The organism is Thioalkalivibrio sp. XN279, from assembly GCF_011089885.1.
Lineage (GTDB): Bacteria > Pseudomonadota > Gammaproteobacteria > Steroidobacterales > XN24 > XN24.
Map to the genome: position 1 here is coordinate 359,962 of NZ_JAANBD010000028.1, position 19,992 is coordinate 379,953.

Annotated in this window: 20 protein-coding genes; 5 read left to right on the plus strand and 15 right to left on the minus strand. The window is 68.0% G+C overall.

Annotated elements, in window-relative coordinates; all coding sequences use genetic code 11:
* The first annotated feature begins 48 nt into the window (after nt 1-48).
* Nucleotides 49-885 carry a GTP cyclohydrolase FolE2 gene (folE2, locus tag G8346_RS11290; protein WP_166051261.1) on the plus strand — a complete coding sequence of 279 codons (837 nt, stop codon included), beginning with the start codon at nt 49-51 and terminating at the stop codon, nt 883-885.
* Here the strand turns inward: folE2 and G8346_RS11295 are convergent.
* The 13 genes from G8346_RS11295 to G8346_RS11355 form a co-directional block, all read right to left on the minus strand.
* Nucleotides 882-1,355: a hotdog fold domain-containing protein gene (locus G8346_RS11295; protein WP_166051262.1), complete on the minus strand. Its 474-nt coding sequence runs from the start codon at nt 1,353-1,355 to the stop codon at nt 882-884. The two genes, folE2 and G8346_RS11295, sit on opposite strands and share 4 nt — an antisense overlap.
* 12 nt (nt 1,356-1,367) lie before the next feature.
* Nucleotides 1,368-2,657, minus strand: coding sequence for a serine/threonine-protein kinase (locus tag G8346_RS11300; protein ID WP_166051264.1), 1,290 nt, complete (start codon nt 2,655-2,657; stop codon nt 1,368-1,370).
* An 18-nt stretch (nt 2,658-2,675) separates the two neighbouring features.
* Nucleotides 2,676-3,158, minus strand: a complete 483-nt coding sequence (locus G8346_RS11305) for a phosphatidylglycerophosphatase A (RefSeq protein WP_166051266.1) — start codon at nt 3,156-3,158, stop codon at nt 2,676-2,678.
* Complete coding sequence (thiL, locus tag G8346_RS11310) at nt 3,155-4,099, minus strand: thiamine-phosphate kinase (RefSeq protein WP_370520614.1); 945 nt, start codon at nt 4,097-4,099, stop codon at nt 3,155-3,157. Before thiL ends, G8346_RS11305 begins: the two co-directional genes overlap by 4 nt.
* Nucleotides 4,096-4,650, minus strand: coding sequence for a DUF2889 domain-containing protein (locus G8346_RS11315; RefSeq protein WP_166051268.1), 555 nt, complete (start codon nt 4,648-4,650; stop codon nt 4,096-4,098). Before G8346_RS11315 ends, thiL begins: the two co-directional genes overlap by 4 nt.
* Before the next feature lie 10 nt (nt 4,651-4,660).
* Nucleotides 4,661-5,116 (minus strand): transcription antitermination factor NusB, encoded by a 456-nt coding sequence (nusB, locus tag G8346_RS11320; protein ID WP_166051270.1) that lies wholly within the window; start codon nt 5,114-5,116, stop codon nt 4,661-4,663.
* Between the two features lies 1 nt (nt 5,117).
* Entirely contained in the window at nt 5,118-5,594 is a 477-nt protein-coding gene (ribE, locus tag G8346_RS11325; protein ID WP_166051272.1) for a 6,7-dimethyl-8-ribityllumazine synthase, read from the minus strand.
* 25 nt (nt 5,595-5,619) lie between these two features.
* Nucleotides 5,620-6,681, minus strand: a complete 1,062-nt coding sequence (gene ribB / locus G8346_RS11330) for a 3,4-dihydroxy-2-butanone-4-phosphate synthase (RefSeq protein ID WP_240901480.1) — start codon at nt 6,679-6,681, stop codon at nt 5,620-5,622.
* 67 nt (nt 6,682-6,748) lie between these two features.
* Nucleotides 6,749-7,393 carry a riboflavin synthase gene (locus G8346_RS11335; RefSeq protein WP_166051274.1) on the minus strand — a complete coding sequence of 215 codons (645 nt, stop codon included), beginning with the start codon at nt 7,391-7,393 and terminating at the stop codon, nt 6,749-6,751.
* Nucleotides 7,394-7,425: 32 nt separating this feature from the next.
* Entirely contained in the window at nt 7,426-8,550 is a 1,125-nt protein-coding gene (gene ribD / locus G8346_RS11340) for a bifunctional diaminohydroxyphosphoribosylaminopyrimidine deaminase/5-amino-6-(5-phosphoribosylamino)uracil reductase RibD (RefSeq protein WP_370520615.1), read from the minus strand.
* Nucleotides 8,547-9,047, minus strand: coding sequence for a transcriptional regulator NrdR (gene nrdR, locus G8346_RS11345; RefSeq protein WP_166051276.1), 501 nt, complete (start codon nt 9,045-9,047; stop codon nt 8,547-8,549). The genes ribD and nrdR overlap by 4 nt, the downstream gene beginning before the upstream one ends.
* 35 nt (nt 9,048-9,082) lie before the next feature.
* The gene (glyA, locus tag G8346_RS11350) at nt 9,083-10,336 is read right to left on the minus strand and encodes a serine hydroxymethyltransferase (RefSeq protein WP_166051278.1); all 1,254 of its coding nucleotides are present in this window, start codon (nt 10,334-10,336) and stop codon (nt 9,083-9,085) included.
* 37 nt (nt 10,337-10,373) lie between these two features.
* Complete coding sequence (locus G8346_RS11355; protein ID WP_370520617.1) at nt 10,374-11,345, minus strand: acetoin utilization protein AcuC; 972 nt, start codon at nt 11,343-11,345, stop codon at nt 10,374-10,376.
* A gap of 121 nt (nt 11,346-11,466) precedes the next feature.
* Between G8346_RS11355 and ettA the strand changes: the two genes are divergently transcribed.
* Together ettA and G8346_RS15025 are read left to right on the plus strand one after the other, a co-directional pair.
* Nucleotides 11,467-13,131: an energy-dependent translational throttle protein EttA gene (ettA, locus tag G8346_RS11360; protein ID WP_166051281.1), complete on the plus strand. Its 1,665-nt coding sequence runs from the start codon at nt 11,467-11,469 to the stop codon at nt 13,129-13,131.
* Between the two features lie 225 nt (nt 13,132-13,356).
* A complete protein-coding gene (locus G8346_RS15025) occupies nt 13,357-16,020 on the plus strand; it encodes a S8 family serine peptidase (protein ID WP_166051282.1) in 2,664 nt (887 codons plus the stop codon).
* A gap of 70 nt (nt 16,021-16,090) precedes the next feature.
* On the opposite strand, the gene G8346_RS11370 is transcribed toward G8346_RS15025, so the two are convergent.
* Nucleotides 16,091-16,831 (minus strand): FAD-binding oxidoreductase, encoded by a 741-nt coding sequence (locus G8346_RS11370; RefSeq protein ID WP_166051284.1) that lies wholly within the window; start codon nt 16,829-16,831, stop codon nt 16,091-16,093.
* A gap of 115 nt (nt 16,832-16,946) precedes the next feature.
* On the opposite strand from G8346_RS11370, the gene G8346_RS11375 reads away from it, so the two are divergent.
* The gene (locus G8346_RS11375; protein WP_166051286.1) at nt 16,947-17,756 is read left to right on the plus strand and encodes a class I SAM-dependent methyltransferase; all 810 of its coding nucleotides are present in this window, start codon (nt 16,947-16,949) and stop codon (nt 17,754-17,756) included.
* A 170-nt stretch (nt 17,757-17,926) separates the two neighbouring features.
* Nucleotides 17,927-18,652, plus strand: coding sequence for a hypothetical protein (locus tag G8346_RS11380; protein ID WP_166051288.1), 726 nt, complete (start codon nt 17,927-17,929; stop codon nt 18,650-18,652).
* Here the strand turns inward: G8346_RS11380 and pepQ are convergent.
* Complete coding sequence (gene pepQ / locus G8346_RS11385) at nt 18,649-19,992, minus strand: Xaa-Pro dipeptidase (RefSeq protein WP_166051290.1); 1,344 nt, start codon at nt 19,990-19,992, stop codon at nt 18,649-18,651. The genes G8346_RS11380 and pepQ overlap by 4 nt on opposite strands.

Consider the following 19,992-nt stretch of genomic DNA (forward strand, 5'->3'; position numbering starts at 1 on the left):
GCCCAGGGGGCGGTGCCGGAACACCAGCCCAACCGGGGACGACCAGACATGAAAGACGTGAGCGAGGCCGGAGCCATTAACATCGATCCCATAGCCGACGTCCAGGGCAGCGCAGACCTGCGCAAGATCCCGATCAACAAGGTCGGCATCAAGGACATCTACCATCCGGTGCGCATCAAGGAGCGCACCGGCGGCGAGCAGCACACCGTCGCCAACTTCAACATGTACGTGGACCTGCCCCACAACTTCAAGGGCACGCACATGTCCCGTTTCGTGGAGATCCTCAACAACCACGAGCGGGAAATCTCCGTGAAGTCCTTCCGCGACATGATGAGCGAACTGACCGAGCGGCTGGACGCGGAGTCCGGGCACATCGAGATGAGCTTCCCGTATTTCGTCAACAAGGCAGCGCCGGTCTCGGGCGTGCAGAGCCTGATGGACTACAAGGCGAGCCTCATCGGCGAGCGCAGGGGCGGCGAGAGCATCATCTGGGTCAAGGTCGTGGTCCCGGTCACCAGCCTGTGCCCCTGCTCCAAGAAGATCTCCGATTACGGCGCCCACAACCAGCGTTCCCACGTCACCATCTGCGCCAAGGTCGACGGCCTGGTGTGGCTGGAGGAGCTGATCGAGCTGGCCGAGCAGGAAGCCTCCTGCGAGCTCTACGGGATCCTCAAGCGCCCGGACGAGAAGTACGTCACCGAGCGCGCCTACGACAATCCCAAGTTCGTCGAGGACCTGGTGCGCGACATCGCCGTGCGGCTGAATGCCGACGAGCGCATCCGCGCCTACACGGTGGAGTCGGAGAACTTCGAGTCCATCCACAACCACTCGGCGTACGCGCTGATCCAGCGCGACAAGGACAAGGACGGGCCGCTGCCGGTCTAGTTACGGGGTGTCAGCCACATGTCGATATCGGCTGCTGCCACCTCGCGGCCGTGCTCGTCCTTGAGGACCACCTCGATCACCAGGTCGTAGGCCTTGGCGGCAGACACCGGCGTCATCCGCGGCCGGGCCGAAGCGCGAATGCAGCCCTTGGCCTTCGCCAGGTAGCGCACCGTCATGCCCTTGGGAATCCAGCGCATGTCGGCAGGGATGCTGACGTCGGTGACCAGGCCGGCGCACAGCTCGGCAAGGTTGCACAGCGCGATCGCGTGCACCGTGCCGATGTGGTTCTGCACGCTGCGCCGCTGCTTCATCTCGGCCTCGCACAAGCCGGGCTCGAGCACCTCGACGCGTGGCGCGATGGAGCCGAAATACGGCGCCTTCATGCACACCACGCGTGAGAACAGGCGTCGGCCGGTCGCGTTGGCGCCCAACCGCCGCCACAGCCTCATCGCCAGCACTTCCTTCGTCATGGTCGTCTTCCCTCAGCGCGCCGGGTGCCCGTGCAGCCGCTGGATGAGGTTCTTGAGGAAGGTGCGGTTGAAACGCAGCTGGCACGACGCCGACAGGGTCTCGAGCATCGTGGAACTGACCTGGAGGAGCGTCACCGGGCCGATGGCGCGTATGGTCGCCAGGCGGCGCGCGTTCGGCACCGCGCTGCTCTCGCCGAAACAGTCGCCGGCCGCGAGCCGGCCCACCTGCTTGCCGTCGCTCTCCACGGCCACTTCCCCGCTCACGATCACGTAAAAGCGGTCGTCCATGTCGCCCTGGCGCACGATGTCCTGGCGGGCGGCGTACTCGCGCCATGCCGCGGCCTTCATGAGCTCGCGGATCTCGGTGTGGGAGAAGTCGTGAAAAAAGTGCAGGCCGCGCAGCAGGCCGACGCGCTCGCGCTCGTCCATGACGTCGCGTGCGTTGCGCATCGACTGGTGCGCCTGGGTCAACGCCGCGGCGAACTCCAGCCCGCTGGAAAAACGGTCCGTGGGCTTCTTGCGCATGGCGCGCCACACGATCTCCTCGAGGTCCTCGGGCACGTCGGTGCGTATGCGATGGATCGGCAGCGGGGTGGCGAACACGATCTGGTGCAGCAGCTTGGCCAGGTTGGAGGCCTTGAACGGGCGGCGCCCGGTGAGCAGCTCATACATCACGGCGCCGAGGGCGTAGAGATCGGAGCGCGGTGTGACCTCGTCCGCCTTGACCTGCTCGGGCGACATGTAGCTCGGCGACCCGGCAACCCCGCGGATGGCGGAGATCTCGGCGTCCTGCCACATGGCGATGCCGAAGTCGATCACGCGCACTTCGTTGTCGATGGTCAGCATGATGTTGCTGGGCTTGATGTCGCGATGGACCAGTCCCCGCGTGTGCGCGTAATGCATGGCGCGCACCGCGCTGAACATGATGCGCACGACCTCGTCGATGGGCAGCAGGTTGTCGGCCCGGCAATAGGCGGACAGGGTGCGCGCGCCGTGCACGTGCTCCATCACCACGTAGTAGCGGCCGTCTTCCTCACCGGCGTCGTAAATCGGCAGGATGTTCGGATGCTGCAGGCGCCCGACCATCTGCGCCTCGTTGAAGAACATCTTGCGCGCCGCTTCCTGCTCGCGCGGATCGTCGCCGCTCACCTCCTGGTAGAGCTTGATGGCGACGTCGCGGCCGTAGAAGGGGTCGTGCGAAAGATAGACGGTCCCCGAGCTGCCGCGGCCGACTTCGCGAATGATGTTGTACTTGCCGATCTTCTGCGGAATCTCGGGCTTCTTTTCGCGCGTCAAGGCCATGCCGGTGGATATCTCCTGTCAGTACATCCCAGCGAGGTACAGGACCGCCGCGAGCACGAGCGCGCCCCAAGCGGCCGCTGCAATGTCGTCGAGCATAATGCCCAGCCCGCCGCCGACGGCGTGATCCAGTTGGCGAATCGGCCAGGGCTTCCAGATATCGAACAGGCGGAACACCCCAAAGCCGACCAGCGCCCAAATCCAGCCTGCCGGCAGCAGCAGCATCAGCGCCAGGTAGCCGACGATCTCGTCCCACACGATGGCAGGGTGATCATGCACGCCCAGGCGGCGGGCGCTGGCGCCGCAGATCCAGATGCCGGCGAGGGCCATCACCACCACCACGAGCACGCGCAGCTCCAGGCCCAGCGGTCGCAGCAAGGGGTCGATCAGGACACCCACCACCGTGCCCGCAGTGCCCGGCGCCACCGGGACGAGGCCGGCGCCGAAGCCCAGCGCCAGGAAGTGCACCGGGTCGCGCAGCAGGCCGGGCGCCAGGCGCGTCACCGGGCCGGCTCCCGGAAGTGATCCCAGCCGCCGCCGGGCAGGGATACCGCCTGCCCGTTGCGGCGCAGTTCCACCCCGCGCCCGGCGCGGATGCGGCCGATGCACACGCCGAGCTCCGGCCAGCCGGCCATGCGCGCCGTCAGGTCGGCACGCCGCTCCGGTGGCACGGTGAAGCAGAGCTGGTAGTCGTCGCCACCGTGCAGCGCCATGTCGAGCCCGTCGTCGCCTTCGCGACCGGGTGGCAGGGGCAGCCGTTCCAGCTCCAGCACCGCGCCGGCCCCGCTGCGCGCAAGGATGTGGCCGAGGTCCTGCAGCAGGCCGTCGGAAACGTCGATCGCCGCTGTCGCCAGGCCGCGCAGGTCTCGGCCCTGCACCAGGCAGGGCCGGGGCCGCAGGAACGCGGCCGCGCCCGCCGGCTCGCCACGCTGCCAGGCCGCCAGCCCGGCTGCGCCGATACCCAGCGGGCCGGTCACCCAGATCTCGTCGCCCTCGTGCGCCCCGTCGCGGCGCAAGACCTCCGCCTCCGGGACGAAGCCGGTCAAGGCGAAACTGACGGCCAGCGGGCCGCGCACCATGTCGCCGCCGACCAGGTCCATGCCGCTCTCGGCCGCCAGTGCGCCGACCCCGTGCGCGAAGCCGTCCAGCCAGTCCTCGTCGGCGGCCGGCAGGGACAGGGACAGGAGCCCCCACGCCGGCTCCGCACCCATCGCCGCCAGGTCGGACAGGTTGACCGCGAGGCTGCGCCAGCCGATATCTTCAGCACTCATGCCGGCAGGGAAATGCACGCCCTCGAGGCAGGTGTCGATGGTCTGGACCAGTGCCATGCCCGGCGGTGGCCGCAACACGGCAGCGTCGTCGCCCGGCCCGAGCACCACGTCGGCGCGACGGCACGGCAGGGCCCGGGTGAGCCGCGCGATGAGATCGAATTCGCCCCCGCTCACTGTGCGCCGCGATACCAGCGCGGCGCAATCTCGCGCACGATGGGTCCGTCGGTGGCCAGCGCGTGGCAGCCGTCCAGGTGCGGCGGCTTCTTCTGCATGCCCTCGGTCACCGCCTCGTCACGGCTCTTCAGCGGCATGATGGTCTGCAGCGCCACCACGGCCAGCTCCTGCACCAGGCGGGTGAGGTGCGTGCAGCCGGCCACGCCGCCGAGCCGCTGCATCACCAGCTTGGTCCAGCCCGGCCGCAGGCGCGTCCCGACCAGGGTCTCGTAGGCCGGCTCGATGCCGCCGCAATTGGGGAAGGGATGGGCGTCGGAGGCGGCCTCGATGGCCTTGATCTCCAGCTGGTCGTCCAGGGTGATGCGCATCCACATGTCGTGCACCGGCATGCCGGGCTCGACCCGCCCGCGATAACGGCTGTCGAAGCCGTAGTCCTTGGTGTCCCTCATGCGCCCTTCGATGTCCCACAGGCCGTCGGCACGGCGGAAGCCGCGACACTCGATCTCGCGCCGGTGGATGGCTTCACGCTCGGCCGGTGCGGACAACGGCATTACGGTCCTCCTAGGCCTCGGCGGCGCCGGTCTCCGGCGCACGGTGGCGGCGCGCTGCCCGGTCCAGCACGGCGTTGACGAAACGATGCCCGTCGGTGCCGCCGTAGCGCCGGCACAGGTCCACGGCCTCGTTGATCACCACGCGCCAGGGAATCTCGGGCTTGTGCGCCAGCTCGTACATCCCGATGAGCAATATCGCGTGCTCCACCGGGTCGAGCTGGGACACGGGCCGGTCGGAAAAGTCCCCCAGCGAGGCGTCGAGCTCGGCGGCGTGCTCCGTCGCCTGCAGCACCAGGTCCTTGAAATACGCCTCGTCGGCACCCTGCGGCATGCGCTCGGCAAGAAACTCCAGCAGCACGTCCTTGCCCAGCTGGCCGCCGATCTGCCACTGGTAGAGCGCCTGCAAGGCCAGCTCGCGCGAGGCGCTGCGGCCCCGGCGGCGGCGACTGTTGCCGGTTTCGGCCACCTCAGCCCTCCAGGCGCGCCACCAGGCGCGCCATCTCGACTGCAGACATGGCGGCGTCGGCGCCCTTGTTGCCGGCCTTGGTGCCGGCACGTTCCAGCGCCTGCTCGATGGTGTCGGTGGTGAGCACGCCGAAGGCCACCGGGGTATCGGTGGCGAGCCCCGCCTGCGCAATCCCCTTGGCGCATTCGCCGGCGACGTAATCGAAGTGCGGCGTGGCGCCGCGGATTACGGCGCCGAGCGCGATGATGGCGTCGTAACGCCGCGCAGCCGCCATCTTCTTCACCGCCCAGGGCATCTCCCACGCCCCGGGCACGCGCACCAGCGTAATGTCTTTCTCGCTTGCGCCGAGGCGCAGCAGCGCATCAACCGCGCCGCGCACCAGGCTGTCGACGATGAACTCGTTGAAGCGCGCCGCCACGATCCCGATACGCAGGTCGCGCGCCGACAGCTCGCCCTCGATTTTTCTCAGCTTGTCCATGTCCCGTCCCTCGAGCGGTCGCTGCTCAATGGTTCACGTAATCGACGACCTCGAGGCCGAAGCCCGAGAGGCCGTACATCTGTTTCGGCGCGGAAAGCACCCGCATGCGACGCACGCCGAGCGCGCGCAGGATCTGGGCGCCGATGCCGTAGGTGCGCAACACGCGCGATTCCTGGCCGTCGCGGTGATCGCCCGGCGCCACCGGACGCCCGGACAGCAGCGAGACGGAATCGACCAGCTCCCGCGGCAGTTCATGGCGGCGCAGCAGCACGACGATCCCCTGCTCTTCCTGCGCAATGCGCTGCATGGCGTCGCGCAGCGGCCAGCCGAGCTGTGTCGAGCGCACGCCGACGAGGTCGCGCAGCGTGTCGGTCAGCTGCACGCGCACCAGCGGAACGGTGCCCGGCCTGATGTCGCCACGCACCAGCGCCAGGTGCACGTCCTGGTGCACGTGGTCCTCGAAGCACACCATGCGGAAAGGACCGAACTCGGTTTCGATCCGGTCCTCGGATATCTGCTCGACGGACTCTTCCTTCTCCAGCCGGTAGCGGATGAGCTGGGCGATGGTGCACATCTTCAGACCGTGGTTGCGGGCGAAGGCCACGAGATCGGGCCGCCGCGCCATGGTGCCGTCCTCGTTGAGGATCTCCACGATCACCGCTGCCGGCTCCAGCCCCGCGAGGCGCGCCAGGTCGCAGCCAGCCTCGGTGTGTCCGGCCCGCGTCAGCACGCCCCCGGGCTGTCCCATGAGCGGGAAGATGTGCCCGGGCTGGCGCAGGTCCTCGGGACGCGCGCCCGGAGCCACCGCGGTCTGGATGGTATGGGCGCGATCGTGAGCCGAGATCCCGGTGGTGACGCCCTCGGCGGCCTCAATCGAGAGGGTGAAGTTGGTGCTGCGCGCACGGTCGGTACCGCTGACCATCAGCGGCAGGCGCAATTGCTCGCAGCGCGCCGGGGTCAGCGTCAGGCAGATCAGGCCGCGGCCGAAACGCGCCATGAAGTTAATGTCCTCGGCCCGCACCATGGACGCCGCCATCAGCAGGTCGCCCTCGTTCTCGCGGTCCTCGTCGTCCATCACGATGACCATGCGCCCCGCGCGCAGGTCGGCCAGCACGTCGTCGATGGGATCGAGGCGCAGGCCCTCGTCCTTCAGCTCAGTGACCTTTGACAAAACCGTATTCCTCCAGCCGCGCCCTGCTGAGGCCGCCGGGCTCGCCGACCAGCCGCTCCAGGTAGCGCGCCACGATATCCACTTCCAGGTTCACGCGGCTGCCCGCGCGATAGCTGCCGAAGACCGTGGCCTCCAGCGTGTGCGGCACGATGTTGACGCCGAACACGGCGCCGTCGACCTCGTTCACGGTCAGGCTCACGCCGTCGACACAAATGGAGCCCTTGCGCGCCAGGTAGCGGGAGAGCTCCGCGGGCACCCGGATGCGAAAGCGCACCGAGCGCCCGTCGTCGGCGCGGCTCTCCACCTCGCCGACACCATCCACGTGGCCGGTGACGAGGTGGCCGCCCAGCGGCTTGGCGAGCGTCAGCGCGCGCTCGAGGTTGACGCGGCTGCCCCGCTCCAGTCTGCCGAGCGTGGTGAGCGCCAGGCTTTCGCGCGACACGTCGGCGGCAAAGCCGTCCGCCGCGAGTTCCACCGCAGTCAGGCAACAGCCGTTCACCGCGATGCTGTCGCCTATGGCCGCGGCCGCAAGATCCAGCCCGCCCGCCTGCACGCGCAGGCGCACGTCGCCCCCGCGCGGCTCGAGGGCGCTGATGCTGCCGACGGCTTCGATGATGCCGGTGAACATGCCGGGCGAAGTCTCCTGCTGCAGGACGGGCGTCAGGCCGGCTCGGCGGTGATGCGGAGATCCGTCCCCACCGGCGTGACGTCGGTAAAGCGCCATTGTAACCGCTCCGACAGGTGCTTCAGTCCGGGGAGGTCGAACATGCCCCGCGCATCGCTGCCGAGCAGCGCCGGCGCCAGGTAAACCACCAGCCGGTCGACCAGGCCGGCGGCGAGAAAGGCGCCCGCCAGCCGGGCGCCGGTTTCCACCAGCACCTCGTTGCATTCCCGCTCCGCGAGCAGCTGCAGCAGGGCGTCCAGGTCGAGGCCCTTGGCCCCGCGCGGCAGTGCAACGATCTCGGCCCCGGCCGCCGCCAGGCCCTGCGCGCCCGGCGCCGCGACATCCGGCACGCACACCACGGCGTGGCCGGGCGGCGCGAGGATACGCGCCGAGAGCGGCGTCTGCATGCGTCCGTCGAGCACGACCCGCAGCGGCTGCCGCCCCCGCGTGAGCTCCGGCTCCAGCCGCACGTCCAGGCGCGGATCGTCCATGCGCACCGTGCCGCTCCCCGTCACCACTGCGCAGCTCTCGCCGCGCAGGCGCTGCACGTCAGCGCGCGCCTCGGGCCCGGTGATCCACTGGCTCTCGCCCGAGGCCATGGCGGTGCGCCCGTCCAGGCTGGCGCCCACCTTGAGCGTGACGCGCGGCCGGCCCCGCGCCATGCGACTGGCGAAGCCGGCGTTCAGTGCCCCGGCCTCTTGCGCCATGAGCCCGCTCTGCACCTCGATCCCGGCGGCGCGCAGCGCGGCGAAACCCTGCCCCGCCACGCGCGGGTTCGGGTCTTCCATGGCCGCCACCACGCGCGCCACGCGAGCGGCGATGAGTGCATCCGCACAGGGTGGCGTTCGGCCGTGGTGGCTGCAGGGCTCGAGGTTGAGATAGGCGGTTGCGCCGCGTGCGGCCGCGCCGGCGGCGGCAAGGGCCTCGATCTCGGCATGCGGGCCGCCGGTGCGGGCATGGAAGCCCTCGCCGAGCAGCGTATCGCCGCGCGCAATCACGCAGCCGACGCGCGGATTGGGCGCCGCGCTGTACAGGCCTGCGCGCGCCAGTTCCAGCGCGCGCGCCATCCAGCGGCGGTCCGTCGCGGTGAACTCCGCCAGCGTCGCGCCCGGGTCGCTCACTTGCCCTCGCGCGGCAGCAGCGACATCTGTTCCTTGCCGATCGGGGCGGCGTCACGCAGGCGCTCGATCTCCTGGCGGAACTCCTCCACGTCCTGGAAGCTGCGATACACGGAGGCGAAGCGAACGTAGGCCACCTCGTCGAGGCCGCGCAGCTCGTCCATCACCAGCTGGCCGACAAAATTCGACGGCAGCTCGCGCTCCCCGGTGGTCATGAGCCGCTGCAGGATGCGGGAAATCGCCTCCTCCACGTCCTCGGCGGACACCGGGCGCTTTTCCAGCGCGCGCATCACGCCGGCGCGCAGCTTGCCCTCGTCGAAGGGCTCGCGCCGGTCGTCGCGCTTGACCAGGCGCGGCAGCACGAGCTCGGCGGTCTCGAAGGTGGTGAAGCGCTCCTCGCAGGCCAGGCACTGGCGCCGGCGCCGCACCTGCAGCCCGTTACCCGCCAGCCGCGAGTCGATGACCTTGGTCTCCTCGTGGCGACAGAAGGGGCAGTACATGGCGGCTCCAGGCGGCGCTCAGCCGGGCCGGCGGCTCAGCCGTAGACCGGGAAGCGTCCGCACAGCTCGAGAACCTGGCCACGCACGCGCCGGATGGTGTCCTCGTCCTCGATGTTGTCGAGCACGTCGGCGATCCAGCCCGCCAGCGTGCGGCACTCCGCCGCGCCGAAGCCGCGCGTGGTGATGGCCGGGGTGCCCATGCGGATGCCGCTGGTGACGAAGGGCGAGCGCGGGTCGTTCGGCACGGAGTTCTTGTTCACCGTGATGTTGGCCCGGCCCAGCGCGGCATCCGCATCCTTGCCGGTGATGTTCTTGTCGATCAAGTCGAGCAGGAACAGGTGGTTGTCGGTGCCGCCCGAGACGATGCGATAACCGCGCTCCATCAGGGTCGCCGCCATGGCGCGCGCGTTGTCGACCACCTGCTGCTGGTAAGCCTTGAACTCCGGCTGCAGGGCCTCCTTGAAGGCCACCGCCTTGGCCGCGATGACGTGCATCAGCGGACCGCCCTGGGTGCCCGGGAACACCAGCGAGTTGAGCTTCTTTTCCAGCGCCTCGTTGCTCTTCGCCAGGATGATGCCGCCGCGCGGGCCGCGCAGGGTCTTGTGGGTGGTGGAAGTCACCACGTCGGCATGGGGCACCGGGCTCGGGTACACGCCCGCGGCCACCAGGCCGGCGATGTGCGCCATGTCCGCCATGAGGAATGCGCCGACCGAGTCGGCGATCTCGCGGAAGCGCGCCCAGTCCACCACGCGGGAGTACGCCGAGAAGCCGGCGATGATCAGCTTCGGCTGGTGCTGCTTTGCGAGCGATGCCACCTGCTCGTAGTCGATTTCGCTGCCGTCGGCCGTCAGCCCGTACTGGATGGCGTGATAGACGCGGCCGGAGAAGTTGACCTTGGCGCCGTGGGTGAGATGGCCGCCATGGGCCAGGCTCATGCCGAGAATGGTGTCGCCCGGCTCGATCATGGCCATGAAGGCCGCGACGTTGGCCTGCGAGCCCGAGTGCGGCTGCACATTGGCGTAGTCGGCGCCGAACAGCTGCTTGGCGCGCTCGATGGCGAGCTCCTCGGCCTGGTCCACGTACTCGCAGCCGCCGTAGTAGCGCTTGCCAGGGTAGCCCTCGGCGTACTTGTTGGTGAGCACCGACCCCTGCGCCTCGAGCACGCGCGGGCTGGCGTAGTTCTCGGAAGCGATCAGCTCGACATGTTCTTCCTGGCGGCGCCGCTCGGCATCGAGCGCGGCCTGGAGTTCGTCGTCGAAACCAGCGATTTTCATGTCGGGGCTGAACATGGGGGTCTCCGGGGCGGGGTCAAAGCGTCATTTTACCTCAGACGCTGTCGGCGAACTCCTTCACCACCCGGCTCCACGCGGCGGCGACGTTGCGCCGGTTGTAACCCCCGCCGCCCAGGCCGAGCACGCGGCCCTGGGCGTAGCGGTCGGCCAGCCGGCACACGGCCCTGGCCGCGGCGCCGTGCGCGTCCTCGCTGAACTGCAGGTGCGTCAGCGGATCCCCGGCAATGCTGTCGGCCCCGGCGACGAGGATGAAAAACTCCGGCCTGGCATCCTCGAGGAATGCCTCCATCTCGCCCCAGGCCTCGACGAACTCCTCGTCGTCGGCGCCCGGATGGAGGGGGATGTTGAGCTTGGCGCCCTCTCCGGGCCCGATACCGGTCTCGTTGCGCGCGCCGGTGCCGGGAAACAGGAAGCGCCCGTCCTCGTGCATGTCCGCGAAGATCACGTCGGGATCCGAGGCGAAGCCGTAGTACACGCCGTCGCCGTGATGCGCGTCGATATCGACGTAGGCAATGCGCCGGATGCCGTGCCGCTTGCGCAGGTTTTCGATCAGCACGCCGATGTCGTTGAAGACGCAGAAGCCCGAGGTCTTGTCGCGCGCCGCGTGGTGCAGGCCCGCGATGGGCACGAAGACGCGCTTCGCTTCGCCGGTCGCGAGCAACTCACCCGCCTGCAGCGTCGCGCCGACCACGTTCGCGGCCGTGTGGTAGACGCCGGGGAAGGCCGGCGTGTCGCCGTCGTCGAGGAAGCCGATGCCCTCCACCGACATGCGTTCGATGAAACTGACATGGCGGGCGGTGTGGAACAGCTCGAGCTCGGCGCGGCTGGCCGGGCGTTCCGGATCCTCGATCCACACCCGCGACTCGAGGTCGTGTTCGCGCAGGCCGCGCAGGAACACCTCATGGCGATCCTGACCGAACGGGTGCCCATTGCCGAAACCGTAGTCGGCAATCGACTCCCCGGCGAGGACCCGCACCTCGCCTTTCTTCCTGCGCTTGAGAAACACCCGGCACTCCATCCAGGGACCGTTTCGACCGAGCATAAACCACCGCCCGGCAAAGTGACACGCCCACGGCGGGTGGCGCATAATGCCGGCCCTTTCCCAGCAACACCCCCAAGTTCAAGCCATGGCGCAGTACATCTACACGATGAACCGCGTCGCGAAGGTGGTGCCGCCCAAGCGGTACATCCTGCGCGACATTTCCCTGTCCTTTTTCCCGGGCGCCAAGATCGGCGTGCTCGGCCTGAACGGCTCGGGCAAGTCCACGCTGCTCAGGATCATGGCCGGGATCGACACCGAGATCGAGGGCGAGGCGCGGCCGCAGCCGGGGACCCGCATCGGTTACCTGGAGCAGGAACCGCAGCTCGACCCGAACAAGGACGTGCGCGGCAACATCGAAGACGCGCTGGGCGACGTGAAGGGGGCGCAGGCACGGCTCGACGAGATCTACGCCGCCTATGCCGAACCCGACGCCGACTTCGACACGCTGGCAAAGGAACAGGCCGAGCTCGAGAACCTGCTGCAGGCCTCCGGCGGCCATGAAACCGAGCGCACCATGGAGATCGCTGCAGACGCCCTGCGCCTGCCGCCCTGGGATGCAGACGTGACGAAGCTTTCCGGCGGCGAGCGCAGGCGCGTGGCACTTTGCCGGCTGCTGCTGTCGCGGCCCGACATGCTGCTGCTCGACGAGCCCACCAACCACCTCGACGCCGAGTCCGTGGCGTGGCTGGAGCACTTCCTGCAGGACTATTCCGGCACCGTGGTAGCCGTCACGCACGACCGCTACTTCCTCGACAACGTGGCCGGCTGGATCCTCGAACTTGACCGCGGCTTCGGCATCCCGTGGAAGGGCAACTACTCCTCCTGGCTGGAGCAGAAAGAGCAGCGCCTGGAGCAGGAACAGAAGACCGAGGCCGCGCGCATCAAGGCCATGAAACAGGAACTGGAGTGGGTGCGCACCAACCCCAAGGGGCGCCAGGCGAAGAGCAAGGCCCGCATGGCGCGCTTCGAGGAACTGTCCTCGCGTGACTACCAGCAGCGCAACGAGACCAACGAGATCTACATCCCGCCGGGCCCGCGCCTGGGCGACCTCGTGATCGAGGCGAAGAATGTCAAGAAGGGCTTCGGCGACCGCCTGCTGTTCGACAATCTCTCCTTCGAGATTCCCAAGGGCGCCATCGTCGGCGTCATCGGCCCGAACGGTGCCGGCAAGAGCACGCTGTTCCGCATGCTGGTCGGCACCGAGCAGCCCGACGGCGGCGAGATCCGCCGCGGCGAGACCGTAGAATTGGCCTACGTCGACCAGAGCCGCGACGCCCTGGACCCGAAGAAGACCGTGTGGGAAGAAATCTCGGACGGCCTCGACGTGCTGCGTGTCGGCAACTACGAGACACCCTCGCGCGCCTACGTCGGGCGCTTCAACTTCAAGGGCCCGGATCAGCAGAAGCACGTCGGCAACCTGTCCGGCGGCGAGCGCAACCGCGTGCACCTCGCCAAGGTGCTGCGCGCCGGCGGCAACCTGCTGCTGCTCGACGAACCCACCAACGACCTCGACGTGGAAACCCTGCGGGCGCTAGAAGAGGCGCTGCTCGAGTTCCCCGGCTGCGCGGTGGTGATCTCACATGACCGCTGGTTCCTCGACCGCATCGCCACCCACATCCTCGCCTTCGAGGGCAACAGCGAGGTGGCGTTCTTCGAAGGGAACTACGCCGATTACGAGGCCGATCTCAAGCGCCGCAAGGGCGAGGAAGCAGCCCAGCCACACCGTCTCAGGTACAAGAAAATTATATAATTTTGCGCTGTTTCCGGATTCTGTCCAATGCGTCCGGCAAGACCCGGACGGCATAGTTGTAAACGCCCCCGACTGTAGGTACTTTCCGTGACGTAGTTCGCAGTTTGACGGCTCTGGGGAGCGTCGGCGGCGGGCAGAAATCACCCAAAAGTACGACCGGACGGCTTGGCCCGGACAACGGGCAGGGTTCGTCGGTCAAAACAACAATTCCCTGAGGAGGGGCCGATGAAACTTGCACCGCTTGCCGTAATCGTATCGGCGGCCGTGGCCACGGCGCTGTCGGGCGCACCGTTGTCACACGCCGCCACGACTGCGTCCGTAAATGCCACCCAGATTTCCATTGCGCAGGACGAGACGCCCAAGCGGTGGTTCGTCGAGTTGAGCGGCCCGGCGACCACCCAGGGCGTGACGCCCGGGGCGGTGAAGAATGAACAGGCCGCGTTCCGCCGCGCAGCCAAGGCTGCCGGCATCAATTTCAAGGAGCGCTTCGAATACCAGACTTTGTGGAACGGCTTCTCCATCGAGGCCTCGTTCGCGGACGCCGGCAAGCTGCGCGCCGTTCCGGGCGTCAAGAACGTGTATCCCGTGGTCGACGTCCAGGCGCCGCCCCGACCCGATCCCGGCAGCAAGGGTGACGTCGAAGCGGCAATTTCGCTGACCGGGGTCGATATCGCGCGCTCTGAGCTCGGCCTCACTGGTGAGGGCGTCAAGGTCGCTATCATCGACACCGGCATCGATTACGACCATCCCGACCTGGGTGGTGATTTTGGCCCCGGCTTCAAAGTTGCGTACGGCTTCGATTTCGTAGGCGATGACTACGACGCCCGCTTCCCGGAGACCAGCACCCCGGCGCCCGATGACGATCCAGACGACTGCAACGGCCACGGTACCCACGTCGCCGGTATCGTCGGCGCTAAGGCCGCAGAGCCTGACGGCGTCACCGGCGTCGCGCCCGAGGTCACCCTCGGCGCCTACCGGGTGTTTGGCTGTGAGGGATCCTCCAGCGCGGACGTGATCATTGCGGCCCTGGAGCGCGCCTACCTGGACGGCATGGACGTCGTCAACCAGAGCCTCGGCGCAGCGTACCAGTGGCCCCAGTATCCGACTGCCGTCGTCGGTGACCGGCTGGTCGAGCTCGGCGTATCGGTGATTGCCTCGGCAGGAAACAGTGGCGCATTCGGCACGTTCTCCGGCGGTGCGCCGGGAATCGGCCGTGACGTCATCGGCGTAGCGTCATACGACAACGCTGCGACACTATCGCCCTTCTTCGAGGCCGGCGGACAGAATGTCGCCTATGGCGTAATGTCATTCTCCGCCCCAGCCCCGATGTCCGGTACCGAGGAATATGTTTTCATAGGACGCGCTTGCGACGCCGACGGCGACCTCCTGGCCGATCCCGCAGGCAAGACCGCGCTCGCCGTACGGGGCGGGTGCAACTTTGCCGAGAAGGCCCAGAATGCCGTGGATGCGAGCGCGACCGCCGTGGTCATTTACAACAGCTCAGCGCCACTTTTCTCCGGCACCCTGGGCGGTGACCCCGGTCATGATGTCCCGGTCGTCAGCATATCCGGCACCGACGGACTGTTCCTGCGGGGCCTCGACTCAGCTGAGATCACCTGGCAGGAAGGCAGCGCAAGGTTCCCGAACCCGACAGGCGGTCTGATCTCCGGCTTCTCGTCCTGGGGCCTCTCGCCGGACCTGGAGCTCAAGCCGGACCTCGGCGCGCCAGGCGGCGCGATCTTCGCAACCTACCCGCTTGAGTTTGGTGGCTACGCGACACTCAGCGGGACTTCGATGTCCGCACCACATGTCGCCGGCGCGGTGGCCATGCTGCTGGAGGCCAAGCCGGACACGCCCGCCAGCCATATCCGGGATATCCTGCAGAACACCGCAGAGCCTAAAGTCTGGTCCGGCAACCCGCTCTCGGGCTTCCTCGGGCCGGTCGCGCGTCAGGGCGCGGGCATGATCGATATAGTGGCGGCGGTCGAAGGTACCGTGCGCGTGAGCCCCGGCAAGCTGTCGCTCGGCGAGAGCGAGGCCGGCACGCACCCGGTCTCGCTGACTGTCTACAACAGCGGCGCGGACGACGTGACGCTGGACCTCGAAGCGGAAACCGCAGTGATCGGCGTCACCCGCTCGATCCCGTCGGGTCCGCCGGACAATCCCGGAGCGACAGGCATCGGGTATTTCCTCGGCGGCTCGGGCGTGGCGTTCGAGGCGGAATCGGTCACCGTGCCAGCGGGCGGCAGCGCCACGGTCAACGCAACCGTCTTCACCGCGCCCGGCCAGGACGAGCTGTACGGCGGCTATATTACGTTGAGCGGCGGTGACACGATGCTGCGTGTACCGTACGCGGGTTATCTCGGGGACTACCAACTGATTAACCCGCTTAGCGAGGATGTCTTCGATCAGATCGTACCCGGCCGAGACCTGGTTCCTGGCTTGGCCAGACCCACCGCCACGGGTTGGACCATCTACTTCGAAGGTGCGACCTTCACGATGGAGAACGAGGACTTCCCGTACCTGCTCTTCAACGTCGGCCATCACGTCGAGCGACTGGAGTTCCAGGTCCTGGATGCAGGCACTGAAGCCCCGGTGCACCCTGTATTCTCGACCTACTTTGCCATCGACTATCTCGGGCGGAGCAGCACACGTCAGACCTTCTTCGCAGTGCCCTGGGACGGCACCCGCGAGCACAGCGTCGGCAACGGCGACCTGTTCAAGATCGTGCCGAACGGTGACTACAAGATGGCGATTCGCGCGCTCAAGGCAAACGGCGATCCGTCCAACCCGGATCACTGGGAAATCTGGACCTCGCCGACCATCACCATCGCGCGGCCAGAAGAGCCCAAGAAGAAGACCATCAACCTGCGCGGCAAGGGGCGTTAAGCGCCACGCGCATCGATAGCTGACTGAATGGTTGGCCCAAGGGCCTCCCCGGATGGGGAGGCCCTTTTTCTTATCTGGCCGGCCGCGCCGAAAGGTACTTCTCGCGCCTGAGCTGCTTGAGCGTGAAGCCCATCGCCTTCAGCACCTCGACGGACTCGTCGATCATGCCGGGGTTGCCGCAGAGATAGACGATGTCCTTCTCGGGATCGAGACCGAGATGAGCGAAGCGGGTCTGCACGTAACCGCTATGTTCCCACGGCCCCGGATCGGCGGGGAATTCGCGGCTGTAGCAGGCGCTGAACTCGGCGCCCTCTTGCCCATCGGCGAAGGCGCGGAAATCCGCCCCGAAAAGCAGCTCTTCGCGCCGCCACACGCCGATCAGGATGTGCACCTTGAACCCTTCGCCCAGACGCTGCTGCAGCGTGGGCAGCATGGCGCGGTAGGGCGTGATGCCGGTGCCGGTGCCGACCAGCACGTAGCGGCAGGCGGGCTCCTCGCGCAGCACGAAGCGGCCGAAGGGACCGCTGGCCTGGATCACGTCGCCGGGCTCGAGCGCCGCAAGCGCATCGCTCGCCAGCCCGCCGGGCACCGGCGACATGGCGATCTCCATCAGGCCGTCAGCGCCAGGCGGATTGGCGATGCTGTAGCTGCGGTGGGTGTTGCCGTGCTCGGTCTCGAAATGCAGGTTCAGGAACTGGCCGGGCACGAAGCCCAGCGCGCTGCCGTCGGCAGGACGGAACGCCAGGTGCAGCACGTGGGGCGTAGCGTGACGGCGCCAGGCGAGTTCGACGGGGAAAGTTTCGATGGCCATGGGGCGCGAATCTTCCGGGTTAGTGCCGGCGAAGACAAGTCCTGCACGCCGCCGGCCGCGCCGGCCTTGGTATAGTTCGCTCCTCGACTTGCCCAGCCATCCCGGAGATGCATCGATGAAAGCAGGCTTTATTTGTTCCCTCGCCCTGGCCGCCGCCGTGGTGGCGACCCCGGCCGCAGCGCACGATCACGACGCCCTCGCCAAGGCCGTGGCCGGCGACCATCGCACCGAGGCCTTCACGGCGCGTGACGGCGCGCGCCACCCGGTGGAGACGCTGCGTTTCCTCGGCTTCGACCAGAACCACGTGATCGTGGAAGTCTCGCCCGGCGGCGGCTGGTACACGGAGATCCTGGCGCCCGCGGTGCGCGACCACGGCAAGCTCATCGCCGCCCACTTCCCGGAAGACGCGGAATCCGCCTACATGCAGCGCGTGCGCGGCGAGTTTCTCGCCAAGCTGGCCGCGGCACCGGAGGTCTACGACCAGGTCGAAGTGATCGGTTACAAGGCGGGTACCGACAACGCGCTGGGCGCCCCGGGCAGCGCCGACCTGGTGCTGACCTTCCGCAACATGCACAGCCTGATGCGCCAGGGCACGCTCGAGGCGTTCCTGGCCGACGCCTATGCGGTGCTGCGCAGCGGCGGCAAGTTGGGCATCGTGCAGCACCGCGCCCCCGCGGGCGCCGATCCCGAGGCGGGCAAGGACAGCGGATACCTGCCGCAGGACTGGCTGGTGGAGCAGGTGGAGGCCGCCGGCTTCAAGCTCGAGGCGAGCTCCGAGATCAATGCCAACGCCAAGGACACGGCCGATCATCCGGGCGGGGTCTGGGCCCTGCCGCCGAGCTTGCGGCACGGCGAGGAGAACCGGGACAAGTATCTGGCCATCGGCGAAAGCGATCGCATGACGCTGCGCTTCGTCAAGCCCTGAGGGCGGCCGATCGCGCCTGGCGGGACCCGGGGCCGGGCGTGGAGGCTGTCTTAGCTTCCACGCCCAAAGCCTTGATTTTACATAACGAGCAGGTTGGCGTAGGCGCGGAAATTTCGGCTACACTCGCCTTGGTTGCAGGCTTTCGGCACGGCACCAGGGGGAGCGGGCGCATGCCCATATTCGTCGACAGGGATGGTGAATTTCACCACGATCATGGTCAGCATTTCGCGCTGACCTGCGCCTGTTGCGGCGTGTTCTCCCACATGACGCCCATCGCCGTGCCGAACTACGGCGAGCTGATGCGCCACAAGCCGCCGGAGACCGGGCTGGTATTCCGCTGCGACAACTGCAATGCCCCGGTGTTCCTGCGCTTCCCGGTCAAGGCTTACACCGAGGAACAGGTCGAGCTCTCCTCCAATTTCTCTGAAGTCGAGCGACCGAAAGAAAGCTTCGATTTCACCTACCTGCCCGAGGAGCTGGAGCTGCTGTTCCGCGAAGCGCTGGAGTGCTACAGCATGAATGCGCTGAACGCTTTCGCCTCCATGTGCCGGCGCGCCATCCAGTTCGTCTTCAAGGACCTCGGCGAGACCGGCAAGATCCGCATCTTCGAGCAGTGCAACGAGATCCGCACGCTGGCGGAAGTCGAGGGCACGACCTTCAACACGGTGCGACGCGTGCTGTTCGACACCGATGCCGCGCGCGAGGGAATGCCGCTGGTCTCGGCCATCGATGCGGGCGTGTTGATGGAGTTCATGCGCGACATCCTCTACGAGAGCTACGTGCGCAAGGGTCGCCTGCAGCAGGCCATGATGATGCGCCGCTACGTGGCGGAGCAGTCCGACGAAGCCGGCGACGACCGCTCCGAGACCCCGCGACGTAACGGCTCTTCCGGCTAAAAGGCCTCGCGGCTGAGGTTCTCCGGGCCGTCCGGCCCCATCCACACGTTGTCCTCGATGCGCACGCCGCCATAGGGCTTCAGGCGTTCCACGGCATCCCAGTCCACGCTGGCGCCCAACGGTGACTCGCGCAGGTGCTCCAGCACCGAGTCGATGAAGTAGATCCCCGGCTCGATGGTGAACACGTTCCCTTCCTCCACCGGGCGCAGGTTGCGCAGGAAGGGCCAGGCCTCCGGCTGCGGAATGCACTTGCCGTCGGGGCGGGCGAGCTTGCCGCCGGTGTCGTGCACCTGCAGCCCGAGGTGATGGCCCACGCCGTGCGGCAGGAAGGCGTTGCTGACCCCGGTCGCCACCATGTCGTCCGGCGCCATGGACACGATGCCGAAGTCCTCGAGAATGACCGCGACCGCGAGCTGGGCGTCCTCGTGCACGTCGATGTAGGAATGCCCGGCGCGTAGCGCGGCGATGAGGTCCTGCTGCGCATGGTCGAGTGCGGTCACCAGCGCAGCGAACTCGCCGCCCGGCTCGGCAGGCCAGGTGCGCGTGATGTCGGCGGCGTAGCCGCGGCAGCGCGCGCCGGCGTCGATGAGAAAACTCAGGCGCTGCGCCGGCGGTTCGCGGTCGAGCCGGCCGTAGTGCAGCGTGGCGCCGTGCTCGTTGAGCGCGATGATGTTGGCGTAGGGCAACTCGGCCTCGGCGTGACCCGTGGCCTCCAGGTAGGCGAGATGGATGCCGAACTCGCTCTCCCCGCCCTGGAAGGCGGCAAGTGCGGCCATGTGGCCGCGCACCGCGATCCGGTTGGCGGCCCGGATGCAGGCCACCTCGTAGTCCGTCTTGTACAGCCGCGAGAACTCGAGCGCCGACAGGACGGCGGGCGGATTGATCTCGCCCCAGCCCCAGTCCGCCACCGTGGCGTCAGCCTCGCCCACCAGCGCCAGGTCGCCCAGCCCGTCCGGCAGCGCCGCGCGGAGGCCGGCGGCGTCGTCGACCACCACCAGCTCGAAATGCCGCACCCAGTCACCCGTCGGCGCCGCCGGCACGGAGTGCCAGTAATCGCGCGGCATCTGCAGCACCAGCAGCGGCCGCTGCCCGGGGCGGAACAGCAGCACGGCCCCGGCATGGTCCTCGCAGGGCACCCACTGCTGGTAGAACGCGCCGGCGCGGAAGGGCCAGCTCTGGTCGTCGCGAAAGCGGTACACGGGCATGCCGGAATAGACCGCCACACCGCCGAAGGGCAGGTCCTCGAGCAGGCGGGTGTAGCGCGCCGCCAGGGCCTCGTGATGGGCGGGATAAAGCGCGTCGAGCGATGCGGTCGCTGGCGCTCGGTGGGTTGCTGGCAT

Excerpts from the sequence above, each read along its gene's own strand:
- folE2 (WP_166051261.1), top strand. The coding sequence starts at position 49 with ATGAAAGACGTGAGCGAGGCCGGAGCCATTAACATCGATCCCATAGCC.
- G8346_RS11295 (WP_166051262.1), bottom strand. The coding sequence starts at position 1,355 with ATGACGAAGGAAGTGCTGGCGATGAGGCTGTGGCGGCGGTTGGGCGCC.
- G8346_RS11300 (WP_166051264.1), bottom strand. The coding sequence starts at position 2,657 with ATGGCCTTGACGCGCGAAAAGAAGCCCGAGATTCCGCAGAAGATCGGC.
- G8346_RS11315 (WP_166051268.1), bottom strand. The coding sequence starts at position 4,650 with ATGCCGTTGTCCGCACCGGCCGAGCGTGAAGCCATCCACCGGCGCGAG.
- ribE (WP_166051272.1), bottom strand. The coding sequence starts at position 5,594 with ATGGACAAGCTGAGAAAAATCGAGGGCGAGCTGTCGGCGCGCGACCTG.
- ribB (WP_240901480.1), bottom strand. The coding sequence starts at position 6,681 with ATGGTCATCGTGATGGACGACGAGGACCGCGAGAACGAGGGCGACCTG.
- G8346_RS11335 (WP_166051274.1), bottom strand. The coding sequence starts at position 7,393 with ATGTTCACCGGCATCATCGAAGCCGTCGGCAGCATCAGCGCCCTCGAG.
- nrdR (WP_166051276.1), bottom strand. The coding sequence starts at position 9,047 with ATGTACTGCCCCTTCTGTCGCCACGAGGAGACCAAGGTCATCGACTCG.
- glyA (WP_166051278.1), bottom strand. The coding sequence starts at position 10,336 with ATGTTCAGCCCCGACATGAAAATCGCTGGTTTCGACGACGAACTCCAG.
- ettA (WP_166051281.1), top strand. The coding sequence starts at position 11,467 with ATGGCGCAGTACATCTACACGATGAACCGCGTCGCGAAGGTGGTGCCG.
- G8346_RS15025 (WP_166051282.1), top strand. The coding sequence starts at position 13,357 with ATGAAACTTGCACCGCTTGCCGTAATCGTATCGGCGGCCGTGGCCACG.
- G8346_RS11370 (WP_166051284.1), bottom strand. The coding sequence starts at position 16,831 with ATGGCCATCGAAACTTTCCCCGTCGAACTCGCCTGGCGCCGTCACGCT.
- G8346_RS11375 (WP_166051286.1), top strand. The coding sequence starts at position 16,947 with ATGAAAGCAGGCTTTATTTGTTCCCTCGCCCTGGCCGCCGCCGTGGTG.
- G8346_RS11380 (WP_166051288.1), top strand. The coding sequence starts at position 17,927 with ATGCCCATATTCGTCGACAGGGATGGTGAATTTCACCACGATCATGGT.
- pepQ (WP_166051290.1), bottom strand. The coding sequence starts at position 19,992 with ATGCCAGCAACCCACCGAGCGCCAGCGACCGCATCGCTCGACGCGCTT.